Origin of the sequence: Variovorax sp. 679, assembly GCF_003952185.1 — a bacterium.
Taxonomy (GTDB): domain Bacteria; phylum Pseudomonadota; class Gammaproteobacteria; order Burkholderiales; family Burkholderiaceae_C; genus Variovorax.
This window is the reverse complement of record NZ_RXFS01000005.1, coordinates 326,797-348,564: the sequence shown is the minus strand read 5'-3', so window position 1 is coordinate 348,564 and position 21,768 is coordinate 326,797. Positions and strand designations below refer to the sequence as shown.

Genomic DNA, 21,768 nt, shown 5'->3' with positions numbered 1-21,768 from the left:
AGTCCAGCCACCGCAAATCAGGAGACAACACCATGACCAACCGACGTCAGTTCGTGACGGCGCTCGGCGGCACTGCCGCCATCGCCGCCCTGCATCCCTTCGCCGCGCTCGCCCAGGCGGTACAGCAGGTAGTGAAGATCTACTACGGCTTCCCGGCCGGCAGCGCCGGCGACAGCGTGGCGCGCCGCGTGGCGGAGAAGCTGGGCGACACGCCCTTCACGAAGGTCAATCCGGTGGTCGAGAACAAGCCGGGCGCCGGCGGGCGCATCGCGCTCGACACGCTCAAGAGCTCGGCGGCCGACGGCACGGTGCTGTGCCTCGCGCAGGCTTCGGCGCTGTCGATCTACCCGCACATCTACACCAAGCTGGGTTACGGCATGGCCGACTTCGCGCCGATCTCCATCGGCGCCGTGATGACGCACGCACTGACCGTCGGCCCCGCCGTTCCCGCCAGCGTGAAGACGCTGAAGGACTACGTCGCCTGGGCCAAGGCCAACCCCGGCCAGGCCAGCTACGGCTCGCCGGGCGCGGGCTCCACGCCGCACTTCCTGGGCGCGCTGCTGGGCCTGAACAGCGGCGCCGACCTGCGCCACGTGCCCTACCGCGGCTCGCTGCCGGCAATCAACGACGTGGTGGGCGGCCAGATCGCCTCGAGCATGACGCCCGCGGGCGACGCCATTCCCTTCGCCAAGGCCGGCAAGCTGCGCGTGCTCGCCATGTCGGGCTCGCAGCGCGCGGCCTACCTGCCCGACGTGCCGACCTTCATCGAGCAGGGCTTCCCCGAGATCGTGGCCGACGAGTGGTTCGGCTTCTTCGCGCCGGCGAAGACGCCGGCCGCCATCATCAGCGCCGCCAACGCCGCGATCCAGACGGCACTGAAGGACAAGAGCGTGGCCGACGGCCTGCTGTCGGTGGGCCTCGTCGCCAGCGGCTCCTCGCCGGAGGACATGCGCAAGTCGCTGCAGTCCGAGTACGAACGCTGGGGTCCGCTGGTCAAGAAGATCGGCTTCACGGCTGAATCCTGATTCGTTCCTCTGGTTTCCCTGCCCCGATGGATTACAAGCCCCGCCCCGAAGACGTCCGGTTCATCCTGAACGAAGTGCTTGGCGCACCCGCGCGCCTGGCCGCGCTCGCTCCCTTCGCGGAGGTCGACGAGGCGCTGCAGTCGCAGGTGCTCGAGGAGGCCGGCCGCTTCGTCGGCGAGGTGGTGGCGCCCATCAACCGAGGCGGCGATGAAACCGGCTGCCGCTTCGCCGATGGCGAAGTCGTCTCGCCGCCGGGCTTTCGCGAGGCGTACCAGGCTTTCGTCGACGGTGGCTGGCCCGCCCTCTCGGCCGCGCCGGAAGACGGCGGCCAGGGCCTGCCCGCCGTGCTCGAAGCCGTCCTCTACGAATGGCTGGCCGCCGCCAACCATGGCCTCACGATGGCGCCGGGCCTGCTACACGGCGCGTACGCCTGCCTCAAGCACCACGGCAGCGAGGAGCTGAAGCAGCGCTACCTGTCGAAGATCGCGACCGGCGAATGGCTCGCGACCATGTGCCTCACCGAAGCCCATGCGGGCAGCGACCTGGGCCAGGTGCGCACGCGCGCCACACCGCAGATGGGGCAGGCCGACGGCAGCCTGCGGGTAAGCGGCGGCAAGATCTTCATCTCGGGCGGCGAGCACGACCTGACGCCCAACATCGTCCACCTCGTGCTGTGCCGCTTGCCGGATGCGCCGGCGGGGCCCAAGGGCCTGTCGCTGGCGCTCGTGCCCAAGCTGCTGCCCGACGGTGCGCGCAACGGTGTGCACTGCGAGCGCATCGAGGAAAAGATGGGCCTGCACGGCAGCCCCACCTGCACGATGCGCTTCGACGATGCCACCGGCTGGCTGGTCGGCGAGCCCGGGCGAGGCCTGGCCGCGATGTTCGTGATGATGAATTCGGCGCGCCTGCACGTGGCGCTGCAGGGCATCGGCCTGCTCGACGCCGCCTGGCAGAAGGCCGACGCCTATGCCGCCGAGCGCCGCCAGATGCGCGCCCCCGGCCCCGTGCCCGCCAGCCGCGGCGGCGAAAGCGCCGACCTGATCGCCGAGCACCCGGCCGTGCGCCGCATCCTCGACACGCAGCGCGCCTGGATCGACGGCGCGCGCACCCTCGCCTACCGCAGCGCGCTGATGCTCGACGTGGCCGCGCACGACGCCGACCCGAAGGCCCGCGAGCGCGCGCAGCGCTGGTGCTCCTTCGTCACGCCGGTGCTCAAGGCCGCATGCACGCACCAGGCTTTTCACGGCGCGAGCGAATGTCTGCAGGTGTTCGGCGGCCACGGCTACGTGCGCGAATGGGGCATCGAGCAGATCGTGCGCGACTCGCGCGTGACGATGATCTACGAGGGCACCAACGAGATCCAGGCCATCGACCTGCTGGTGCGCAAGGTGCTGCCCGACGGCGGTGCCGGCATGTCGGCCGTGCTGCTGGAGCTGCGCGACACGCTCGACGCCTCGCGCGAGGCCGATGCCGACGTGCAGCGCCGGCTGGCGCAGCTGCGCTACCTGGGCACCACCGTGGCCATGGCTGCGCATGCCAACCCGGCGCTGCCGTACGAGGTGGCCGACGACTATCTGCGCACGACCATGCTCGCGATGCTGGCGTGGGCATGGGCCCGCATCGAGGCGGCCTCGCCGGACGACGCAACGAAGGCGCGCGTGGCGGCGGCCTTCAGGCGCTGGGTGCTGCCGGAATTCGAGATGCGGCTGGGCATCGTCAAGCGGGCCTGCGAAACGGTCGCGCTGACCCATGCGGCCGCGGCGCCCGCCGGCGGTGTCTCCAACTAGCCACTCGAACCGCTCGCACGGCTCCACCCGGAGTTACGCTCGGGCCATGGCCTCCACCCCGAAACCAGCCCCCGCGAAAGTCGAACAGGCCGCAGCGCCGCAAGGCAGGCCGGACCGGCTCGACGCGCGCATGCTCGAAACCCTGGTCGGCTACAACGCCCGCCGGGCCTGGCTGATCGTCAGCGCCTTCTTCGCGGAGCGCATGGCGCCCTACGGGCTCAAGCAGATCGATTTCTCGGTGCTGTCGCTGCTGGCGCACAACCCCGGCGCCACGTCACGACAGCTGTGCAATGCGCTGGACATCCTGCCGCCCAACCTCGTGAGCCTGGTGGCCACGCTGGACAGCCGGGGGCTGATCGAACGCCGCCCCCATCCGCACGACGGCCGCGCCGTGGGGCTGCATCTCACTGCCGCCGGCGAGACGCTCATCCGCGAAGCCGAGCAGACGGTGATACAGCTCGAGGCCGACGCCAGCGCCAAGCTGACCGCGCGGGAGCGCGAGACGCTGATCCGGCTGCTGCAGAAGATCTACTTCTAGCGCTTCGAAGAGAGCCTCAGAGGCCCCGCTCGACCATGTCGATCGCCTGCTGGCCGAGCTTGTAGGCGGCCTCGGGCGGTATCTCGCGCAACGGCCCGTCGATGATGAGCAACGCCAGCCCGTGCACGGCGCTCCACGCGCAGTATTCGGCGTTCGGGCGCCGCGCCGGGTCGAGCACGCCGGCGTCCACCAGCCGGTCGATGGCCTTGCCGAGCAACTGGAACGGATCCAGCCCGCTCGCGCCCACCTTTCCCGGGCCCAGTTCGCCGCTGCCTTCGTCGGAGATCACGAAAGCCGTGCGGAACAGGCCGGGCTCTGCCTGGGCAAAGCGCAGGTAGGCCGTGCCGATGGCGCGCACCTGCCCGCGGGCGAAGTCGGCGGGAGGCTGGTCGCAGGGCTGCGCCGCCAGTTCTCTTTCCATCGCGATCGCCGCCGCGGCAAGGGCCGCCTCGCGCACCGCCAGCAGCAGCTCCTGCCGGCTGCCGAAATGCCGGTACGCCGCGTTGGGCACCACGCCGGCGCGCCGGGTGGCCTCGCGCAACACGACCGCGCCGGGGCCGCCGTCGCGGGCCAGTTCGATGCCCGCTTCCAGCAGCGCGCGGCGCAGATCGCCGTGGCGATAAGTGCTGCGGGCAGGCGGCAGGCTGTCGGGGACGTTGTTGAGCTTCATTTCTTCATTCCCATGTGGACAGTGTCCATTATCCCTGTTATTCTTTGTGGACGGTGTACACAAAGTAATCCGATTGTTTGCGGCCCGAGACACCGGGGCCCCCGAGTCACCTCTTCAATCCAAAGGAATCGTCATGAAAGTCCAGTCTTACCTCTCGTTCGAAGGCCGCTGCGACGAAGCGCTCGGCTTCTACAAGAAGGCGCTCGGCGCCGAAGTCGTGCAGCTCATGCGCTACAGCGAAGCGCCCGCGGGTGCCCCGTCGGAAAACGCCGAGGCCGGTTGCGCAGGCGGCATGCCTCAGCCGGACAAGGTGATGCACGCCGTGTTCCGCATCGGCGAAACCGAGCTGATGGCATCCGACGGCCGCTGCTCGGGCCAGGCCGAGTTCAAGGGCGTCATGCTCTCGCTCACCGCGAACACCGACACCGAGGCCGTCAAGTGGTTCAACGCGCTGGCCGAAGGCGGCCAGGTGCTGCAGCCGCTGATTCCGACCTTCTTCACCTCCAACTTCGGCATGCTGACCGACCGCTTCGGCGTGGGCTGGCTGCTGGTGGTCGCACATCCAACCTGATCTCCACGCATTCCTTTCATCTCCCGAGAAAGCTCCCGCCATGCTCAAGAAAATCGCCCTCGTCGTCGTGCTCGCGATCGCCGCGCTGCTGATCTTCGCCGCCACCCGGCCCGACACCTTCCGCGTCGAACGCACCGCGCGCATCGAGGCACCCGCCGAAAAAATCTTTCCGCTGATCGACGACTTCCACCGCTGGAGCGCATGGTCGCCCTACGAGAAGCTCGACCCCGCCATGAAGCGCACCTTCGGCGGCACGGCAAGCGGCAAGGGCGCGACCTACGCCTGGGAGGGCAACGACAAGGCGGGCGCCGGGAGCATGGAGATCGTGGAGTCGACGCCCGCGTCGAAGGTCGCGATCAAGCTCGACTTCATCAAGCCCTTCGAAGGCCACAACACGGCCGAGTTCACGCTGCAGCCGCAGGGCGGCGCAACGCAGGTCACCTGGGCCATGTACGGCCCGAGCCCCTACATCGCAAAGCTCATGGGCATCTTCTTCAACATGGACCAGATGATCGGCAAGGACTTCGAAGCGGGCCTCGCCAATCTCAAGACAGCCACCGAAAAGTAATCCACTCAACCAAAGGAAACCTCATGTCTCCCATCAACGCCTACCTCACGTTCGACGGCACCGCAGCCGAAGCCATGCGCTTCTACGAGAAGACGCTCGGCGGCACCATGCAGATGATGATGACCATCGGCGAAGCGCCCGACACCGAGCAGTTCCCGCCCGAGGCGAAGAAGCGCATCATGCATGCCGCACTTGTCCTCGGCGACGGCCTGCTCATGGCCTCCGACTCCATGCCCGGCCAGCCGTACGAAGGCATGAAGGGCTTCGGCGTCGCGCTGATGTTCGATACCGTGGCCGAGGCCCGCCGCGTGTTCGACGCCTTCGCCGACGGCGGCCATGTCGGAATGCCTTTCGAGAAGACCTTCTGGGTCGAGGCCTTCGGCATGGTGACCGACCGCTTCGGCACCCCGTGGCTGATCAACGGCGGAAAGCCGCTGCTCTGAGCCTTTCCTTTCACCACCCTGCAGGAATTGCATTTCCCATGACCAACCAACTCGACAGCCGCAAGCGCTGGCTCGCATTGATGGTGCTGTGCCTCGGCGTCCTGATGATCGTGCTCGACACCACCATCGTGAACGTGGCGCTGCCCTCGATCCGCACCGACCTGGGCTTCACCGAGACCTCGCTGGTCTGGGTGGTGAACGCCTACATGCTGACCTTCGGCGGCTTCCTGCTGCTCGGAGGCCGGCTCGGCGACCTGTACGGCCACCGCCGCGTGTTCCTCGCGGGCCTGGTGCTGTTCACGCTGGCATCGCTGGCCTGCGGGGTCTCGACCTCGCAGGGCCTGCTGGTGGCGGCGCGCGCGGTGCAGGGCCTGGGCGGCGCGGTGGTGTCCGCCGTGTCGCTCTCGCTCATCATGAATCTCTTCACCGAACCGGCCGACCGCGCCAAGGCGATGGGCGTGTACGGCTTCGTGTGCGCCGGCGGCGGCAGCATCGGCGTGCTGCTGGGCGGCCTGCTCACGAGCACGCTGAGCTGGCACTGGATCTTCCTGGTGAACCTGCCGATCGGCATCGCGGTGTACGCGCTGTGCGTGGCGCTGCTGCCCAGCGCGCGCGGCCATGCGCACGGCGAGAAGCTCGACGTGGCCGGTGCCATCACCGTCACGCTGTCGCTGATGCTCGCGGTGTACGGCGTGGTCAACGGCAACGAGGCCGGCTGGGGCTCCACGCAGACGCTCGGCCTGCTCGGCGCGGCGGTGGTGCTGCTGGCGATCTTCATCGCGATCGAATCGCGCGTGCAGCATCCGCTGATGCCGCTGGGCCTGTTCAAGCTGCGCAGCGTGTCGGTGGCCAACGTGGTCGGCGTCCTGTGGGCCGCGGCCATGTTCGCGTGGTTCTTCATCTCGGCGCTCTACATGCAGCTGGTGCTGAACTACACGCCGATGCAGATCGGCCTGGCCTTCCTGCCGGCCAACATCATCATGGCTGTGTTCTCGCTGGGCCTGTCCGCGAAGATCGTGATGCGCTTCGGCATCCGCAAGCCGCTGGCCGCCGGGCTCTGGCTCGCGGCCATCGGGCTGGCGCTGTTCGCGCGTGCGCCGGTCAACGGCAGCTTCGTGGTCGACGTGCTGCCCGGGATGATGCTGCTCGGCCTGGGCGCGGGCATGGCCTTCAACCCGGTGCTGCTCGCCGCGATGAGCGAGGTCAGCCCCGCCGACTCGGGTCTGGCCTCGGGCGTGGTCAACACCTCTTTCATGATGGGCGGCGCGCTGGGCCTGGCCGTGCTGGCCAGCGCCGCGGCGGCGCGCAGTGCGTCGATGGAAGCGGCCGGCGCGCAGATGCCGCTGGCGCTCACCGGCGGCTACAACCTTGCGTTTCTCGTCGGTGCCGTGTTCGCGGCGGCGGCGGGTCTGATCGGAGTCCTGCTGCTTCGCTCCGCCATGCCGGGGCAGATGCAGAACAACGAAGAGGCAGCGGCACCCCAGGGGACGGCGGCATCGTGAACGGCAACGACACGCCATGCAACCGCCGGTTTTCTTTCTTCAACGTTTCCACAGACTATTCAGGAGAACATCCATGGCTCGTTATGTAGACGGCTTCATCGTCGCCATTCCCACCGCCAACGTCGAGGCCTACCGCAAGCTCGCGCGCAAGGCCGGCAAGGTCTGGATGGAGTACGGCGCGATCGAATACGTGGAGTGCATCGCCGATGACGTGAAGCCCGGCAAGCTGACTTCGTTTCCGCAAAGCGTGAAGCTGAAGACCGACGAGACCGTCGCCTTCTCGTGGATCGTCTACAAGTCGCGCAAGCACCGCGACACGGTGAACGCGAAGGTGATGGCCGATCCGCGCATCACCGCGATGGACCCGAAGACCATGCCCTTCGATGCGAAGCGGATGATCTTCGGCGGCTTCAAATCCATCGTCGAGTTCTAGGCTCGCCCCCAGGCTTCGCGCACTTCGTGTCGCTGCGCCTTCCCCCTACCGGGGGCAACACCAGCGGCCCGGCAAAGCCGGTTCCGCGGTGTTCCGCGAAAGGGCCTTGCTTCGCAGGCCTCAGGCCTGGAAGCCGTCGTAGACGAGCTTCAGGCCTGTGAGCAGCATCCCCAGGTACACGAAGCGATAGAACCACGTCGCGTCGATGCGCCTCGCGATGCGGATGCCGACCCACACGCCCAGCGGCGCGAGCGGCATCAGCACCAGCGAGGTGGCCAGCGTGCGGAAGTCGAGCAGGCCGAGCCACGCGTAGGGAATCCACTTGCTGAGATTCACCACGAAGAAGAAGTAGGCCATCGTGGCCGTGAAGATCACCGGCGAGAGTCGCAGCGGAATGACGTAGGCGTTGATCGGCGGGCCGCCCGCATGCGCGATGAAGCTGGTGAAGCCCGACACCGTCGTCAGCACCGCGCCGACGCCGCGCGAGGGCAGCGGATCGTCGGGCTTGGGCGGGAACACCAGCCGCTGCGCCAGGAACAGCAGCGTGAACACGCCGACGATGCCCGCCACCGTGTGCGCCGACAGCATTCGGAACAGCAGCGTGCCGATCACCGTGCCCAGCAGGCCGAACGGAATCAGGAACTTGAGCAGCGAGCGGTCGAAGTCGCGCCGGAACGCGGCAAGCCCCAGCACGTCCATCAGCAGCAACAGCGGCATCAGGATGGCCGCCGCCTGCGGCACGGTAACGGCCAGCGCCATCATCGGCACCGCGAGCGAACCAAAGCCCGCGCCAAAGCCGCTCTTGCTGATGCCGAGCAGCAGCACGGCGGGAATGGCGACCGCGTAGAAATGCGGGTCGGTGATCAGGGGAAAAGCCATGGGAAGGAAGAGCGCAGAAAAAAGCCTGCCGTGGGGGCAGGCTCGGCGAGCGTAGCAGGATGGGGCGCTCCCTGCTGGCGCGCTTCCCGTGGCCGCGTCGTCAGCGCTCGAGCGCGCCGCCGGCGAGCCAGCGGGCACCGCGCCGGTACAGATCCTCCACCGCCGGCCCCTTGAGCATCGGCATGTCGAGCTTCACCGTGTAGCCGATGCGCTGCTGGATGTAGGTCAGGTGGCGATAGCCTTCGGGCAGGCCGGCCAGCACGTCCGCATCCAGCTTCACCGTGGCGGCCGGGTCCACCGGGTCGATGCGGTCCTTCTCGTAGATCGGCTGGCGGTGCAGAAGCTTCCATCCGCCCTCGTGCCTTTCCACGAAGTCGTAGAAGCGGCCGGTGCACACCACGTCGCACAGCACGCCCTCGACCATGCCGCGCTGCGAAATGGTCATCTTGGTCTGTGCGATGGCGCGCTCGCCCACCACCTCGATGGCCGAACCGCCGAGGAAGTGCAGGATGCTCACGCCCTTGGCCCAGCCTTCCTTCGTGACACGGATGAACTCGGTGTACGACCCCTGGAACCAGGTGGCCATCATCACGCCCTCGGGATGCCACACGGTGGCGAAGCGCTCCCAGTCGCCGGCATCGCGCCACACGGCCCAGCGCTCGATCATCCGGCGGATCAGCAGTTCCTGCTGCAGGGTTTCGTTCATTTGCGTTGTTTCCTTGGTTGGTCTTGCTGGATCAGGCGGGCTGCGTCAGCGGGTTCAGCACGAAATCGAGGCGCCAGCGGCCGTTGTCCTGCTTCTTCCACGGCGCGACCAGCGACTGGCGCACCGCGAACACGGCGTCGGAATCCAGGTACTCGTCGCCTTCGCGGAACACGTGCGTGATGAGCCGCTCGTAGCCCGGCGCCTCGATCTTGAAATGCAGGTGCGCGGGCCGCCACGGATGGCGTTTCGTCGCACGCAGAAGGTCGCCCACCGGCCCGTCGACGGGAATCGGATAGGCCACCGCCACCACGCTGCGGAAGTGCAGCGAGCCGTCGGGCCCGGTGCGCAGCGTGCCCCGGTTCTCCGCGTGGTCGAGCCCGGCGTGCTGCACGTCGTAGTGCCCGCCCGCGTCGGCCTGCCACACGTCGACGACGGCATTGGCCACCGGTTCGCCGTCTAGCCCGCGCACCGTGGCGTACACGTCGCAGGGCTCGCCCTCGGCGCCGTTGGCCACGTCGTCGCCGTGCTCGTACTCGGGCGCCCCGTCGAAGTAGAAGGGGCCGAACACGGTGGCCTCGGTGCAGCCGGCCGGCTTGTCGTTGTTCATCGCGATGGTGAGCATCGAAAGGCCCAGCACGTCCGACAGCAGGATGAACTCCTGCCGCTTGTCGTCGCACTTCTGGCCGGTGGCCGTGAGGTACTGGATGCCCTGGAACCATTCGTCCTCGGTGAGCTTCACCTCGCGCGCGAAGGCGTGCAGGTGCTGCACCAGGCTGGTCAGGATCTCGTGCAGGCGCGGATCGGGCGTGTCGGCGAAGCGCGCGAGCACGGCCTGGGTGATGTTGTCCTGGTTGAGGTTGCGCATCGTGGCTGTCTCCATGTTGTCTTGTCGAACATCGACTTCGGGAGACTGTAGGCCGGGCGCCGCGACGGTGAAAGCGCGCGGGACGCAAATGATTTTTCCGCCTGGCGGAACGGTTGCGCGGCTAGACGGGCGGCTCCCGATAGCGCAGCGCATTCACAACCAGCGCGAGCGCCGGCGACATCTGCCTCCTGTTCGCGTAGTAGAGGTGATAGCCCGGGAATGTCGGCCACCAGTCCTGCAACACCGGAACCAGCCGCCCCGCCTCGATGTGCGGCTGCATCAGGTCGAGCGGCACGTAGCAGATGCCCATGCCGTCCACGGCGGCCCGCAGCATCAGCAGGGTGTTGTTGAAGGTCGCCTGCCCCCGCACGCGGACCTGCACGGGTTGCCCGTCCTTCTCGAACTCCCACGAGTACAGGTTCCCGTATGTCGGCAAGCGCAGGTTGATGCACTTGTGGTCGGTCAGCTCCTTGGGAGTGGCGGGGATATTCCTGTCGCTGAAGTACTGCGGCGACGCGGCCGCCGCCATCCGCAGGTCGGGCGCGATCCGCACGGCCACCATGTCCTTGTCCACGCGGCTGCCCAGCCGGACACCGGCGTCGAAGCGCTGGGCCGCGATGTCCGTCATCGCGTAGTCGACACAGATTTCCACCTGGATGTCCGGGTACTCGCGCAGCAGCGGCAGCAGCTTCGGCCACAGCACGGTGCCGATGGCGTGGTCGTGCGCGGTGATGCGGACCGTGCCGGCGGGCTTGTCGCGCAGCGAGGCAAGCGACGCCAGTTCTTCATCGATGTCCGCCAGTCGCGGCGCGACCACGTCCAGCAGCCGGGCCCCCGCCTCGGTGACGGACACGCTGCGCGTCGTGCGGCTCAGCAGCCGCACGCCCATCCGTGCCTCGAGCGCGGTCATGGCGTGGCTCAGGGCCGACCGGGAGATGCCCAGCTGGGCCGCGGCACGGGTGAAGCTGCGGGCCTGCGCCACGGTGACGAAGGCGTGCAGGTCGCCTATGTTTTCTCGAAGCATTGGTGAATCAGATGCACAGGTCCATTCAGTCTAGGCCATCTTCCCGAACAAATCGAAGGCTTCCAGAATCCATTCGTCCCGGGCGTTCCGCTTCGCGAGTCCACGCGAGGCAGTCATTTTCAAGAGAGGTTCAACATGCTGTTCAGACGCCTGATCGGCGGGCTCACCTGCGCCGCCGTCGCGCATTCGGCCGCCGGCCAATCGCCGGCGCCGGCGCCGCCCGGCCAACAGATCACCCGCGCGGGAAGCACGCCGTCGGTGGCCGGGCCGGCCGACTATTTCACCGGGCGGGCCCGCATCGACCCGGTTTATCCGGCCAATACCGACATCGACGTTTCCGGCGCCCTCGTGACCTTCGAGCCGGGCTCACGCTCCGCCTGGCACACCCATCCCCGGGGCCAGTACCTGGTAGTCACCTCGGGTGTCGGCCTGACCCAGGAATGGGGAAAGCCGACGCAGGAGATCCGGCCCGGCGACGTGGTCTGGTGCCCTCCGGGCGTGAAGCACTGGCACGGCGCGGCGCCGGCAACGGCCATGACCCATCTCGCGGTCACGGGAACAACCGCCGAGGGAAAGAACGTCGAATGGATGGAGAAGGTGAGCGATGAGCAATACCTTGCCCGCTGAAACGCCGCTGCCCACCCGCCGGACGCTCATCGCGCTTGCGGCGATGTCCGGCATGGGCCCGGTCCTCGGCCAGCCGAACACTTCGCAGGAAAGGCCGTCGTTGAAGACATCTCCCCCGTCGCCACTCCCCGCCAGGCAGCTCGCGATAGGCCCCATCGCCGCGGGCATGGCCAACGGCGACATGCCCGGACTCAACGCCGCCTTGAACCACGGCCTCGACGCCGGCCTTTCCATCGCCGACATCAAGGAAGTGCTGGTGCAGCTCTACGCGTACACGGGCTTTCCGCGGAGCCTCAACGCCCTGTCGGAGTTGATGAAGGTCGCGGACGACCGGCGTGCAAGAGGCCTGAAGGACCCCGCGGGCACGCAGCCCGGGCCGGTGCCGACGGGCCAGGCATTGCTCGAGCTCGGCACCACGAACCAGACAAGGCTCTCGGGCGCGCCGGTCAAGGGACCGATCTTCGACTTCGCGCCGGCCATCGACCAGTTCCTGAAGACGCACCTCTTCGGCGACATCTTCGCCCGCGACAACCTCGACTGGCAAAGCAGGGAGCTCGCGACCGTCGCCGCGCTCGGAGCACTTTCGGGCGTGGAGCCCCAGCTGCTCTCGCACATCCGCATCAGCATGAATGTCGGGCTCACCGCCGGGCAGCTGGCGCAGTTCGGCGAATCGCTGTCCCGGTCAGGCTTCGCGGAGGCCGGACAGCGGGTGCGGGCGGCGCTGGAGAAGTTCGTCGCCGACGCGGCGAAGCGATAGAGCCGTCAGCGCGAAGGCTCCGGCAGGCAGCCCTGCGGCTCCTGCGCGTCGGAGGACGGCAGGATGCCCCAGCGCACACGCACGCTGCGCGCGTCGTCCTCGCCGGCCCATGGGAGGCGCAGGCTGCCGGTGCAACTGGCGGTGGCCAGCAGCGGCTCGAGCAACGCCCCCTCGGAGCGGAACTCGGGCGTGTCGAGGATCAGCACCATGCCGCCTTCGCGCGCCAGCGTGCCGGGCGCCAGCCACGGCGAGGTGCGCGAATCGCCGTCGATCAGCAGCTGGACGGCCGGGTCCATCTGCAGCACCACCGCGCCCGCGAACCAGGTGTCGCCCACCAGCAGGCGCAGGGGCCGGTCGCCGGCACGCTCGCGCCACACGGCGTCGACGGCCTCGGCGATCTGCCGCGAAGGCAGGTTGGCGCGCGTGATGTAGCCGTGCCGCGCGCTCCAGACACCGTCTACCCACGCCTGGCCGAAAGCGCCGGCCACGTGGAGGACAGCCGCCGCCGCGAGCGTGCCTGCCCATCGGCGGCGCGTCCAGCGCTCGGCATCGAGGCCCGGCACCACCATCACCGCCCATACGGCCACAGGCAGGAAGAAGGTGCTGAGCCACGAAGCCACCAGCCGCGTCTGCAGCAGGACCGACATCGCCAGCACCAGGCACAGCGGCCCGAGCGTCGCCCAGGCGAGAAAGCGCCGGTCGAAACCGTTCTGCGGGGATGCCTGCCGCGCGGCGGGATCGGGTGCGGTCCGCGCGCGCGCGAACCAGGCCCACGCGACGAACAGCAGCATCGGCGACAGGCGCGCAAGCTGCACCAGCAGTATGCGAAGCGGCCGCGGATGCACGTGCTTCAGCACCCCCGAGGGATGCACCGAATGCCGCGCATAGCCGATGGTCTGGTCGCCGTGCTGCAGCAGCCACGCGAGGTGCGGCGCCATGAGCAGCAGAGCCACGCCGCTGGCGCGCAGCAGGTCGCGCCGCACGCGCGCATCGCGCCACGATCCCTCGCGGACGATGAAGCCCGCGCCCACCGCGAACTGCACCACCGCGCTGTACTTGGTGAGCATCGACAGCGCCGCGAACACGCCGAGCCACAGCCAGTCGCGGCGGCCCTGCTCCGCTCCCCCCACGGGCGTCCGCAGCACGCGCCAGAGCATCCACCAGTAGCCCGCCATCGGCAGCAGCTGCACCGTGTTGTGGTTGAAGATGGTCGCGCGCTGCACGTGATACGTCACCAGCGAGCCGAGCAGCACCGCCAGCGCCGCCCGCGCGGGAGACATCATTCCGAGCGACCAGCGCCACATGATGTAGAGCGCTCCCACACCGCAGCCCACGCCGGCGGCGTAGGTCAGCCAGGCCTGGCGGCCGGCGAGGGAAACGAGCAGGCCCATCATCCAGCTCGGCAGCGGCGGGTGCTTGTAGTAGCCCCATTCCAGGCTGCCGCCCCAGAAAAGCTCCTCCACGTTGTCCCAGGGAGGCGTCTCGTAGAAGGTCGCCATCGGCACGGTCCAGAGCACCACCAGCGCAAGGAGCGCGACGAGAACGGTGCCGTGCAGGGAGGTTTGCCGCACCATCGTGGGCGCCGGACGGGCGCCAGGAGGAATCAACCAGGAATTCATTGCGGCCGTTTGTAATGGGTCCGACCTACCGGGAGCTGACTGAGCGCCACATAAAATCGCCTGCCTGCGAGCATCCGGGGCCAGCGGTTCAGCCCCGGAACCAGCCCGACAAGACCACGACAGGCAAGCCCCGGAGACACACCCCATGGACCGCTGGACCGAAATCGCCCTGCTCGTGCAGATCGCCGATGCCGGCAGCCTGAGCCGTGCGGCCGAGGCGCTGGGCCTGTCGAACGCGGCCGCGAGCCGCCACCTGAGCGCACTGGAAGAGCGGCTGGGCGCGCGGCTGGTCGAGCGCAACACGCGCCGCCTGTACCTGACCGACACCGGCCGCGAATTCTGCGGCCGCGCCCGCACCATCCTGGCCGACCTGGCGGACGCCGAGTCGACGGTGAACGCCACCGCGCTCAACCCGACGGGCGTGCTGCGCATCACGGCCTCGCTGTCGTTCTCGATCCACCACATCGCACCGCTGCTGCGCGAGTACACGCAGCGCTACCCGGGCGTGACGGTGCACGTCGAGGCGGCCAACCGCTACTTCGACCTGATCGACAACAACATCGACGTGGCGATCCGCACGCGCGAGTACGAGCCCGATTCGAACGTGACGATCCGCCGGCTCGGCGAAACCCGGCGCATCCTCGCGGCCTCGCCGCGCTACTTCGCGCAGCACGGCTTTCCGAAGACGCTGGACGAGCTGAAGCAGCACAAGCTGCTGATCTACACCCACGCCAACAACCCGAACGAGCTGCGCTTCCGGCGCGGGGAAGAGACGCGCACGGTGTCGGTCACGAGCCTGCTCGAATCGAACGACGGCCAGGTGCTGCGCGCCGCCGCGCTCGACGGCATGGGCATCCTGGTGCAGCCGACCTACATCGTCTACGACGACATCGTGGCCGGCCGGCTGGTGCCCACGCTGGACGACTGGGACCTGCCGCACCTGACGATCAACCTGGCCTACCCGAGCCGCAAGCACCTGTCGGCAAAGGTGCGCAGCTTCATCGACTTCATGGCGGCGCATTTCCAGAAGATGGACTACGAGCGCAAGTGGACCGGAAGGTTCGGCGTCCGCTGACCCGATGGCCCGGCGGGCCTTTCGCCGAAACATGTGCGTAAACGCACATCCCGGCTTTTCGCAGCCCCGCACACTGGAACCGCAACCGTCGCATTCCGCGGCGGACCCACCGTTTTCCATCAGCAAGGATCCGCCATGAACACCCAGGCCACCGCCGCCAACACCCCGCGTGCGCCGATCGCATCGCCGCTGTCCGCCCTCTCCCCCGCCACGCTGGACGACTCCGGCAAGCTGCTGATCCGAGTGACGATCGGCTTCCTGGTGCTGCTGCACGGCATCTTCAAGCTGTCGGCCGGCGTGGGCTTCATTGCCGGCATGCTGGCCAAGTCCGGGCTGCCGGGCGGAATCGCCTACCTGGTGTACGTCGGCGAGATCGTCGCCCCGCTGCTGATGATCGCAGGCATCTACACCCGCGCCGCTGCGGGCGTGGTCGTCATCAACATGCTGGTGGCCTTCGGCCTCGTGCACATGGCCGACCTGTTCGCGATGACCAAGCAGGGCGGCTGGGCGCTGGAACTGCAGGGCCTGTACCTGTTCGGCGCGCTGACCGTGGTGCTGCTGGGCGCCGGCCGCTTCTCCATCGGCGGCACCAAGGGCCGCTGGAACTGATCGCTTGGCGGCTCAGCCGGCGTCGCCGCGCACCTGCGAGACCATAGCCTCCAGGCGGGCCACGTCGGCGACCAGGAGAGCCTTGTCGTCCTTGCGCAGCACACCGCCGCGCACCAGCACGTTGAGCTCGCGGGTGACCTGCTCGCGATTCGTACTGATCTGGCTGGCCAGCGCCGCGTGCTTGGGCGCCGGGTCCAGCCGGGCCTGGTTGCCCTCGACGCCGGCGGTGCGGGCCAGGCGCAGCAGCTCGGCATGCAGCCGGTTCTGCACGCCAAGGGTGCTCAGGTCGATCACCCGCTCGGACAGCTGCCGCACCAGCGACGCCAGCCGCAGCATCACCCGTTCGGCCACCAGCGGCTCGTCGCGCAGCAGGGCCATGAAGGCGGCCCGGTCGAGGCTGGCGACCACGCTGGGTTCGAGGGTGACGACGTCGGCGGAACGCGGGCCGCCGTCGATGGCGGCGATGTCGCCGAAGTGCTCGCCGGCCTCGGAGTCGCGGAAGGTCACCTGCCGGCCGTTGGCCGAGTAGGTCGTCACCCGCACCCGTCCCGAGACCAGCAGGAACACCTCGCCCTGCTGCTCGGCGCGCAGCAGCAGGGGCTTGCCGGCCTCCACGCTGTGCCACAGGCATTGCTGGGCCAGCAGGTCCAGACGCTGGTCTGACAGGCCTTCGAGCAGCGCGATCTGGCGCAGCGCGAGGCTGGAGCGGGGGGTGGATTCGGGTTTGGCCATGCCGGGGTCGATGGTCAACGGGAAGAGGCGCGCGAATTGGCGGGCGGATTATGCTCGGGTGCCGCTTCGAACCCGTTCATGGAAAGACGTTCCCCTCAAGCCGCTCCCGCAGCCCCTTTTTCGCTGAGACCGCCGACACGGCGCAATCTCCGCTGGGCGAGCGGGCTGGTGCTGATGGCCTACGTCACGGCGCACCTGCTCAATCATTCGCTGGGCATCTATTCGTTTGCCGCCGCCGAGACCGTGCTGCGCGGCGTGCAGGCGTTCTGGCACAGCCTCGCGGGCACCGTGCTGCTGTACGGCGCGGCCGCCGTGCATCTGGCGCTGGCCGTGGTCGCGCTGTGGGAGCGGCGCACCCTGCGCATGCCGCCGCTCGAAGGCCTGCGCGTGGCGCTGGGCTTCGTGCTGCCGCTGCTGCTGATCAAGCACCTCACCGCCATGCGCGGCGCTTACCTGGCCTACGGCATCGAGGGCTCCTATGTGCGCGTGGTCTGGGGGCTGTGGGACTGGCAAGGCGCGGCCGCACAGCTCCTGATGATGCTGGCGGCATGGACCCACGGCTGCCTGGGCCTGCACTTCGCGCTGCGGGCTCAGCCGGCATGGCGGCGCTTCTCCCACCTGCTGCTGGCCGTCGCGGTGGTGCTGCCGCTGACGGCAGCGATGGGCTTCGTGTCGATGGGGCGCGAGTTCCAGTGGAGCGGCGTGCCGCCCGTCTCGCTGCCCACGCCGGAACAGGGCCAGGCGCTCGGCATGGCCGAGGACGCCATCAAGTGGTTCTACGGGCTCTCGCTGGTCGCACTGCTGGCGGCACGCTGGGGCCGCAACAGCTTCGCGCGCTGGTCGCGGCTGCCTTCGGTGGCGCTGCGCTACCCCGACCGCACGGTGCAGGTGCCGCGCGGCTGGAGCGTGCTGGAGGCGAGCCGTTCGCACGGCATCGACCATGTGTCGATCTGCGGCGGGCGCGCGCGCTGCTCCACCTGCCGCGTGCGCGTGGCCGGCCCCGCCGGGCACATCGGCGAACCCGGGCGCGACGAGCAACGCACGCTCGAACGGGTGCGGGCCCCATCGGACGTGCGCCTGGCCTGCCAACTGCGCCCGCGCGGCGACATCGAGGTCACGCCGCTGTTCGCGCCGCTGCCCAACGAGGGCCGGCCCGCGCCGGTCGGCCGCTTCGGGCATGAGCGCGACGTGGCGATCCTGTTCGTCGACCTGCGGCGCTGGTCGGGCCTGTCGGAGCGGCAATGGCCCTTCGACCTGGCCTACGTGCTCGACCGCTACTTCGCCACCGTGGGCGCGGCCGTGCGCGAGAGCGGCGGTGTGCCCAACCAGTTCATCGGCGACAGCGTGATGGCGATCTTCGGCCTCGACTGCGACCTGCCCACGGCCTGCAGGCAGGCGCTGCGCGCGACCGAACTGATCGCCGAACGCATGGACGCATGGAGCGAAGGCTTCGAGGCGCAGTTCGGCCAGCGGCTGGAGTTCGGCATGGGCCTGCACGCGGGCCGCGCGGCGGTGGGCGAAGTGGGTTATCTCGAAACCACGACCTTCACCGCCATCGGCGAGGTGGTCAACACCGCGAGCCGGCTGCAGGACCATTCGAAGACCGCCGCATCGCGCCTCGTCGTCTCGCTGTTCGCGGCCGAGCAGGCGGGCGTCGCGCACACCATGGGCACGGCCGAGACTCTCAACGTGCGCGGTCGCTCGGAGCCGCTCGCCGTGCTCTACGCATCGCACGGCACCGTCCCCCTGTAATTGCCGAAAGCGGTGCGCAAACGCACAGCGCCAAGCGCGATGCAGTTTCACACTGCATCCCGTGGCAACGACGAATGTCCGCCGCCCACACCGACAGTCGAAGGGACTCGCATCATGAACACCAAGCAACGCATCGCTCTTTCCGCCATCGCATTCGCCATGCTGGGCGCCGCGGGCGCGGTACACGCCGAAACCTATGAAGGCGTGCATTCGATCACCTCGTCCGCCAGCCGCGCCGACGTGCGCGCCGAGGCCGTCGCCGCCGCGCGCAACGACAACCCCTATGCCGAGGGCGCCAACGCCGGCCCCGCCGCGGTGATCGCCTCGTCGACCACCCGCGCCGCGGTCCGCGCTGAAGCCGTAGCAGCCGCGCACAACGACAACCCCTACGCCGAAGGCGCTTCGTCGGGCGTGGCCCCGATGGTGGCCAGCACGGGCGACCGTGCCACTGTGCGTGCCGCAGCCCGCGCCGCTGCCCGTGGCGACGCGCTGCCGCTGTAATCGGCGCGCAGGCTCCGTCTCGCTCGGCGAGCGTCAACGCCAAAGCCGGCTCTTGCGAAAGCAGGGGCCGGTTTTTTCTTGTGCATATGCATCGGCAGCGACTCGGCTGATTGCCCGAAGCGGTGCGCAAACGCACAGCGCTCATCGCACCACAGTTCGACACTGCATGCCGTGGCAACGACGAATGACCGCCGCCCACACAGCGAACCAAAGGGACTCCCGCAATGAACACCAGGCAACGAATCGCCTCTTCCGCTTTCGCCGCAGCCTTCGCCCTGCTGGGCGCCGCCGCCGCGCACGCCGAAGCCTATGACGGCGTGCATGCCATCACCTCGTCCGCCAGCCGCGCAGATGTGAATGCCGAAGCCGTCGCCGCCGTGCGCGAAGGCAATCCCTATTCGGACACCACCGCCGAAGGCGCCGTGGCCTTCAAGTCCACACTCGACCGCGCCACCGTGCGCGAGCAGGCCGTGGCCGCCGCGAACAACCCACTGCAAAGCCTGGACCGCCGCGCCTTCTATCGCGACGAAGTGCCCGCCGCCTACAAGAAGCCCAGCGTCTCGTTCACGCGGCAAGCCGGCCTGCAGACCACGGCGAAGCCCTGACGACGCATCGGCTGCAACTCAGGAGGGCCGCGCGCCCTCCCAGGCGTTCTGCAGCAAGGCGCGGATCGCCGCGCGCTCCAGCGGGCGCGGATTGGGGTACTGGTTCTTGAGCGCGTGCTCGCAGGCCAGGTCGAGGTCGGACTCCTTCATGCCGATGTCGCGCAGCGCGACCGGCGCACCGTTGTCGCGCGCGAGGTCGTACACGGCCTGCGCGGCACTGCCGCTCCCCCCCAGCGCCTTCACGATGCGCGCCATGGCCTGCGACGCCGCTTCGGCGTTGTAAGCCAGCGCATGCGGCAGCACGATGGTGTGTGTCTCGGCATGCGGCAGGTTGAAGCTGCCGCCCAGCGTGTGGCACAGCTTGTGGTGCAGCGCCATGCCGACGTTGCCGAGTACCGTGCCGCACAGCCATGCACCGTAGAGCGCGTCGCTGCGCGCATCCGGATCCTTGGGCGTGGCGCGGATGGCCGGCAGCGCACGGCCCAGCGCGGCGATGCCCTCCTGCGCCATCAGGTCCATGATCGGGTTCGCATCGACCGCGTAGAGCCCCTCGGCCGCATGCGCGATGGCGTTGATGCCGCTGGTCACGCTCATGCCCACGGGCAGGCCCAGCGACAGCTCCGGGTCGTAGATCACGGTGCGCGGAAGCACCTTGAAGTCCTTGCCCGTCTTCTTCATGCCGGCTTCGGTGATGCCGTAGATCGGCGTCATCTCGGAGCCCGCGTAGGTGGTCGGAATGGCGAGGATAGGCAGGCCCGAATCCAGTGCGATCGCCTTGCCCAGCCCGGTGGTGGAGCCGCCGCCGATGGCCACGGCGCAGTCGGCGCCCAGCCGCGCAGCCACTTCCCTCGCCTCGCGCGCTGTCTCGATCGGCACGTGCATCACGGCGCGGTCGAACACGCCGGCCGCGTGCGCGCCCAGCATGTCGGCCACGCGCTCGGCCTGCGGACGCTGCTCGGGCGTGGACAGCACCAATGCCCGGCGCGCGCCGAGCGCATCGATCTCGCGGGCCAGGTGCTGCAGCGAACCGGTGCCGAAGACCACCCGCTGGGGCACGCTGTTGTAGACGAACGATGGTGTGGTCATGGCTTTCCTGTCTCTCGAATGTTCATGAAGCGTCTGTATGACTGATACGGCCCTTGATGAAGACGCCGGTCATCGCCAGCACCGCGGGCACGATCAGCACCGTCAGCACCTGCTCGAAGTTCCAGCCAAGGCCCAGCAGCACCGCCCCGAGCCAGGCGCCCAGCACCGCGCCGAAGCGCCCGATGCCGAGCATCCACGATACGCCCGTCGCCCGCACATGGGTCGGGTAGTAGCGCGCCGCCAGCGAGGGCATCGCCGACTGCGCGCCGTTGATGCACATGCCCGCGAACAGCACCAGCAGCACGAGCGCCAGCCCGCTGCCCATGCTGTGGCCCACCGCCACGGCGAGCACCCCGGCCAGCAGGTAGCAGATGCCGATCACCTTGTGCGGGTTGCCGCGGTCCATTGCCCAACCCACGCCCACCGCGCTCAGCACCCCGCCGAACTGGAACAGCGCGCCCACCACGGCCGACTGCGTCATCGATGCGCCACTCTCGCGCATCAGCGTCGGCAGCCAGCTCGTGAGCAGGTAGATGATGATCAGCCCCATGAAATTGGTGCCCCACAGCAGCAGCGTTCCCGGGCCGAGGCCGCCCGCGAACATGCGCGCCAGCACCGGGCCGCGCGGCCCCTTGCCGCCGGCCTGCTGGCCAGGAATGGTGAACTGCTCGACGCCCGCCAGCGATTCGCGCGCCACCGGCTGCAGCACCTTGCGGATGCGCTCGACGGGCTGCCCCCGAACCACCATGAAGCGCGCCGACTCCGGCAGCCAGAACAGCAGCACGGGCAGCAGCAGCACCGGCACGATGCCGCCGATCAGCAGCAGGCTGTGCCATCCCCAGTGCGGAATGATCGCGGCCGAGAGAAAGCCGCTGCCGGCCATGCCCAGGTTGAAGCCGCAGAACATCGTCGTCACCAGCAGCGACTTGACCTTCTCGGGCGTGTACTCCGACAGCAGCGTGGTCGCGTTCGGCATGCCCGCCCCCAGCCCGATCCCGGTCAGGAAGCGCAGCACCACGAGCTGGTCGATGCCGGTCGCGAAGGCCGACCACAGCGAGAAACCTCCGAACACCGCCACCGACATGCACAGCACCGCCTTGCGCCCGAAGCGGTCGGCCAGCGGCCCCGAGCCCAGCGCGCCGAAGATCATGCCGGCCAGCGCGGCGCTCATCACCGGGCCCAGCGAGGCGCTGGGCACGCCCCAGTCGCGTACGAGCGCCGGTGCGATGAAGCCCATGGCAGCGGTGTCGAGGCCGTCGAGCAGCACGATCAGGAAGCACATCGCCACGATGCCCCACTGGTAGGGCGACAGTGGGCGGGTGTTGATGAGCCACTGCACGTCGACGGTGCGGCGCGTGGCGATTGAACCTGTGTCGGTCATGGGTTTCTTTTGT

The 21,768-nt window shown here is 68.8% G+C and carries 24 protein-coding genes; 15 read left to right on the top strand and 9 right to left on the bottom strand.

What is annotated here, in order from left to right; all coding sequences use genetic code 11:
• Positions 1–32: 32 nt before the first annotated feature.
• The 3 genes from EJO71_RS14890 to EJO71_RS14880 are packed head-to-tail and all read left to right on the top strand — an operon-like array spanning position 33 to position 3,350.
• A complete protein-coding gene (locus EJO71_RS14890) occupies positions 33–1,025 on the top strand; it encodes a Bug family tripartite tricarboxylate transporter substrate binding protein (RefSeq protein ID WP_125949328.1) in 993 nt (330 codons plus the stop codon).
• Between the two features lie 26 nt (positions 1,026–1,051).
• On the top strand, positions 1,052–2,812 hold the full coding sequence (locus EJO71_RS14885) for an acyl-CoA dehydrogenase family protein (RefSeq protein WP_125949329.1): 1,761 nt from the start codon (positions 1,052–1,054) through the stop codon (positions 2,810–2,812).
• A gap of 46 nt (positions 2,813–2,858) precedes the next feature.
• A complete protein-coding gene (locus tag EJO71_RS14880; RefSeq protein ID WP_125949330.1) occupies positions 2,859–3,350 on the top strand; it encodes a MarR family transcriptional regulator in 492 nt (163 codons plus the stop codon).
• Between the two features lie 16 nt (positions 3,351–3,366).
• Here EJO71_RS14880 and EJO71_RS14875 read toward each other — a convergent pair whose 3' ends face one another.
• Positions 3,367–4,020 carry a TetR/AcrR family transcriptional regulator gene (locus tag EJO71_RS14875; RefSeq protein WP_125949331.1) on the bottom strand — a complete coding sequence of 218 codons (654 nt, stop codon included), beginning with the start codon at positions 4,018–4,020 and terminating at the stop codon, positions 3,367–3,369.
• Positions 4,021–4,153: 133 nt separating this feature from the next.
• Here EJO71_RS14875 and EJO71_RS14870 point away from each other — a divergent pair, with 133 nt between their 5' ends.
• From EJO71_RS14870 to EJO71_RS14850, 5 genes are all read left to right on the top strand, one after another.
• On the top strand, positions 4,154–4,591 hold the full coding sequence (locus tag EJO71_RS14870) for a VOC family protein (RefSeq protein ID WP_125949332.1): 438 nt from the start codon (positions 4,154–4,156) through the stop codon (positions 4,589–4,591).
• Positions 4,592–4,631: 40 nt separating this feature from the next.
• On the top strand, positions 4,632–5,159 hold the full coding sequence (locus tag EJO71_RS14865) for an SRPBCC family protein (RefSeq protein WP_125949333.1): 528 nt from the start codon (positions 4,632–4,634) through the stop codon (positions 5,157–5,159).
• Positions 5,160–5,182: 23 nt separating this feature from the next.
• The gene (locus tag EJO71_RS14860) at positions 5,183–5,602 is read left to right on the top strand and encodes a VOC family protein (protein WP_125949334.1); all 420 of its coding nucleotides are present in this window, start codon (positions 5,183–5,185) and stop codon (positions 5,600–5,602) included.
• Positions 5,603–5,640: 38 nt separating this feature from the next.
• Positions 5,641–7,104, top strand: coding sequence for a DHA2 family efflux MFS transporter permease subunit (locus tag EJO71_RS14855; protein WP_125949335.1), 1,464 nt, complete (start codon positions 5,641–5,643; stop codon positions 7,102–7,104).
• Between the two features lie 73 nt (positions 7,105–7,177).
• A complete protein-coding gene (locus EJO71_RS14850; RefSeq protein WP_125949336.1) occupies positions 7,178–7,537 on the top strand; it encodes a DUF1428 domain-containing protein in 360 nt (119 codons plus the stop codon).
• Positions 7,538–7,657: 120 nt separating this feature from the next.
• On the opposite strand, the gene EJO71_RS14845 is transcribed toward EJO71_RS14850, so the two are convergent.
• The 4 genes from EJO71_RS14845 to EJO71_RS14830 form a co-directional block, all read right to left on the bottom strand.
• Positions 7,658–8,416: a sulfite exporter TauE/SafE family protein gene (locus tag EJO71_RS14845; RefSeq protein WP_125949337.1), complete on the bottom strand. Its 759-nt coding sequence runs from the start codon at positions 8,414–8,416 to the stop codon at positions 7,658–7,660.
• 100 nt (positions 8,417–8,516) lie between these two features.
• Entirely contained in the window at positions 8,517–9,122 is a 606-nt protein-coding gene (locus EJO71_RS14840; protein ID WP_125949338.1) for a nuclear transport factor 2 family protein, read from the bottom strand.
• A 31-nt stretch (positions 9,123–9,153) separates the two neighbouring features.
• Positions 9,154–9,987: an intradiol ring-cleavage dioxygenase gene (locus EJO71_RS14835; RefSeq protein WP_125949339.1), complete on the bottom strand. Its 834-nt coding sequence runs from the start codon at positions 9,985–9,987 to the stop codon at positions 9,154–9,156.
• 121 nt (positions 9,988–10,108) lie between these two features.
• The gene (locus EJO71_RS14830) at positions 10,109–11,011 is read right to left on the bottom strand and encodes a LysR family transcriptional regulator (RefSeq protein ID WP_125949340.1); all 903 of its coding nucleotides are present in this window, start codon (positions 11,009–11,011) and stop codon (positions 10,109–10,111) included.
• Between the two features lie 135 nt (positions 11,012–11,146).
• Here EJO71_RS14830 and EJO71_RS14825 point away from each other — a divergent pair, with 135 nt between their 5' ends.
• Both EJO71_RS14825 and EJO71_RS14820 read left to right on the top strand, forming a co-directional pair.
• Positions 11,147–11,638 carry a cupin domain-containing protein gene (locus EJO71_RS14825; protein ID WP_125949341.1) on the top strand — a complete coding sequence of 164 codons (492 nt, stop codon included), beginning with the start codon at positions 11,147–11,149 and terminating at the stop codon, positions 11,636–11,638.
• The gene (locus tag EJO71_RS14820) at positions 11,616–12,395 is read left to right on the top strand and encodes a carboxymuconolactone decarboxylase family protein (protein ID WP_206169020.1); all 780 of its coding nucleotides are present in this window, start codon (positions 11,616–11,618) and stop codon (positions 12,393–12,395) included. The genes EJO71_RS14825 and EJO71_RS14820 overlap by 23 nt, the downstream gene beginning before the upstream one ends.
• Before the next feature lie 5 nt (positions 12,396–12,400).
• Here EJO71_RS14820 and EJO71_RS14815 read toward each other — a convergent pair whose 3' ends face one another.
• Positions 12,401–14,014, bottom strand: a complete 1,614-nt coding sequence (locus EJO71_RS14815) for a glycosyltransferase family 39 protein (RefSeq protein ID WP_125949342.1) — start codon at positions 14,012–14,014, stop codon at positions 12,401–12,403.
• A 145-nt stretch (positions 14,015–14,159) separates the two neighbouring features.
• On the opposite strand from EJO71_RS14815, the gene EJO71_RS14810 reads away from it, so the two are divergent.
• Positions 14,160–15,089: a LysR family transcriptional regulator gene (locus EJO71_RS14810; RefSeq protein ID WP_125949343.1), complete on the top strand. Its 930-nt coding sequence runs from the start codon at positions 14,160–14,162 to the stop codon at positions 15,087–15,089.
• Between the two features lie 135 nt (positions 15,090–15,224).
• Complete coding sequence (locus tag EJO71_RS14805) at positions 15,225–15,698, top strand: DoxX family protein (protein WP_093206642.1); 474 nt, start codon at positions 15,225–15,227, stop codon at positions 15,696–15,698.
• A gap of 12 nt (positions 15,699–15,710) precedes the next feature.
• On the opposite strand, the gene EJO71_RS14800 is transcribed toward EJO71_RS14805, so the two are convergent.
• A complete protein-coding gene (locus EJO71_RS14800) occupies positions 15,711–16,430 on the bottom strand; it encodes a Crp/Fnr family transcriptional regulator (RefSeq protein WP_125949344.1) in 720 nt (239 codons plus the stop codon).
• Between the two features lie 78 nt (positions 16,431–16,508).
• Between EJO71_RS14800 and EJO71_RS14795 the strand changes: the two genes are divergently transcribed.
• From EJO71_RS14795 to EJO71_RS14785, 3 genes are all read left to right on the top strand, one after another.
• A complete protein-coding gene (locus EJO71_RS14795) occupies positions 16,509–18,182 on the top strand; it encodes an adenylate/guanylate cyclase domain-containing protein (protein ID WP_125949345.1) in 1,674 nt (557 codons plus the stop codon).
• Positions 18,183–18,296: 114 nt separating this feature from the next.
• Positions 18,297–18,683 carry a helicase SNF2 gene (locus EJO71_RS14790; protein WP_125949346.1) on the top strand — a complete coding sequence of 129 codons (387 nt, stop codon included), beginning with the start codon at positions 18,297–18,299 and terminating at the stop codon, positions 18,681–18,683.
• Between the two features lie 224 nt (positions 18,684–18,907).
• Complete coding sequence (locus tag EJO71_RS14785; RefSeq protein ID WP_125949347.1) at positions 18,908–19,288, top strand: alpha/beta hydrolase; 381 nt, start codon at positions 18,908–18,910, stop codon at positions 19,286–19,288.
• Positions 19,289–19,306: 18 nt separating this feature from the next.
• Here EJO71_RS14785 and EJO71_RS14780 read toward each other — a convergent pair whose 3' ends face one another.
• Both EJO71_RS14780 and EJO71_RS14775 read right to left on the bottom strand, forming a co-directional pair.
• Entirely contained in the window at positions 19,307–20,374 is a 1,068-nt protein-coding gene (locus tag EJO71_RS14780) for a maleylacetate reductase (RefSeq protein ID WP_125949348.1), read from the bottom strand.
• A gap of 22 nt (positions 20,375–20,396) precedes the next feature.
• A complete protein-coding gene (locus tag EJO71_RS14775; protein WP_125949349.1) occupies positions 20,397–21,755 on the bottom strand; it encodes an MFS transporter in 1,359 nt (452 codons plus the stop codon).
• Positions 21,756–21,768: the final 13 nt, after the last annotated feature.

Bases quoted from the DNA above. Each gene is read 5' to 3' on its own strand.
- EJO71_RS14865 (WP_125949333.1), top strand. From the start codon at position 4,632: ATGCTCAAGAAAATCGCCCTCGTCGTCGTGCTCGCGATCGCCGCGCTG.
- EJO71_RS14810 (WP_125949343.1), top strand. From the start codon at position 14,160: ATGGACCGCTGGACCGAAATCGCCCTGCTCGTGCAGATCGCCGATGCC.
- EJO71_RS14795 (WP_125949345.1), top strand. From the start codon at position 16,509: ATGGAAAGACGTTCCCCTCAAGCCGCTCCCGCAGCCCCTTTTTCGCTG.
- EJO71_RS14855 (WP_125949335.1), top strand. From the start codon at position 5,641: ATGACCAACCAACTCGACAGCCGCAAGCGCTGGCTCGCATTGATGGTG.
- EJO71_RS14800 (WP_125949344.1), bottom strand. From the start codon at position 16,430: ATGGCCAAACCCGAATCCACCCCCCGCTCCAGCCTCGCGCTGCGCCAG.
- EJO71_RS14805 (WP_093206642.1), top strand. From the start codon at position 15,225: ATGAACACCCAGGCCACCGCCGCCAACACCCCGCGTGCGCCGATCGCA.
- EJO71_RS14785 (WP_125949347.1), top strand. From the start codon at position 18,908: ATGAACACCAGGCAACGAATCGCCTCTTCCGCTTTCGCCGCAGCCTTC.
- EJO71_RS14875 (WP_125949331.1), bottom strand. From the start codon at position 4,020: ATGAAGCTCAACAACGTCCCCGACAGCCTGCCGCCTGCCCGCAGCACT.
- EJO71_RS14790 (WP_125949346.1), top strand. From the start codon at position 18,297: ATGAACACCAAGCAACGCATCGCTCTTTCCGCCATCGCATTCGCCATG.
- EJO71_RS14825 (WP_125949341.1), top strand. From the start codon at position 11,147: ATGCTGTTCAGACGCCTGATCGGCGGGCTCACCTGCGCCGCCGTCGCG.
- EJO71_RS14850 (WP_125949336.1), top strand. From the start codon at position 7,178: ATGGCTCGTTATGTAGACGGCTTCATCGTCGCCATTCCCACCGCCAAC.
- EJO71_RS14830 (WP_125949340.1), bottom strand. From the start codon at position 11,011: ATGCTTCGAGAAAACATAGGCGACCTGCACGCCTTCGTCACCGTGGCG.
- EJO71_RS14890 (WP_125949328.1), top strand. From the start codon at position 33: ATGACCAACCGACGTCAGTTCGTGACGGCGCTCGGCGGCACTGCCGCC.
- EJO71_RS14820 (WP_206169020.1), top strand. From the start codon at position 11,616: ATGAGCAATACCTTGCCCGCTGAAACGCCGCTGCCCACCCGCCGGACG.
- EJO71_RS14815 (WP_125949342.1), bottom strand. From the start codon at position 14,014: ATGAATTCCTGGTTGATTCCTCCTGGCGCCCGTCCGGCGCCCACGATG.
- EJO71_RS14845 (WP_125949337.1), bottom strand. From the start codon at position 8,416: ATGGCTTTTCCCCTGATCACCGACCCGCATTTCTACGCGGTCGCCATT.
- EJO71_RS14835 (WP_125949339.1), bottom strand. From the start codon at position 9,987: ATGCGCAACCTCAACCAGGACAACATCACCCAGGCCGTGCTCGCGCGC.
- EJO71_RS14780 (WP_125949348.1), bottom strand. From the start codon at position 20,374: ATGACCACACCATCGTTCGTCTACAACAGCGTGCCCCAGCGGGTGGTC.
- EJO71_RS14775 (WP_125949349.1), bottom strand. From the start codon at position 21,755: ATGACCGACACAGGTTCAATCGCCACGCGCCGCACCGTCGACGTGCAG.
- EJO71_RS14885 (WP_125949329.1), top strand. From the start codon at position 1,052: ATGGATTACAAGCCCCGCCCCGAAGACGTCCGGTTCATCCTGAACGAA.
- EJO71_RS14840 (WP_125949338.1), bottom strand. From the start codon at position 9,122: ATGAACGAAACCCTGCAGCAGGAACTGCTGATCCGCCGGATGATCGAG.
- EJO71_RS14870 (WP_125949332.1), top strand. From the start codon at position 4,154: ATGAAAGTCCAGTCTTACCTCTCGTTCGAAGGCCGCTGCGACGAAGCG.
- EJO71_RS14880 (WP_125949330.1), top strand. From the start codon at position 2,859: ATGGCCTCCACCCCGAAACCAGCCCCCGCGAAAGTCGAACAGGCCGCA.
- EJO71_RS14860 (WP_125949334.1), top strand. From the start codon at position 5,183: ATGTCTCCCATCAACGCCTACCTCACGTTCGACGGCACCGCAGCCGAA.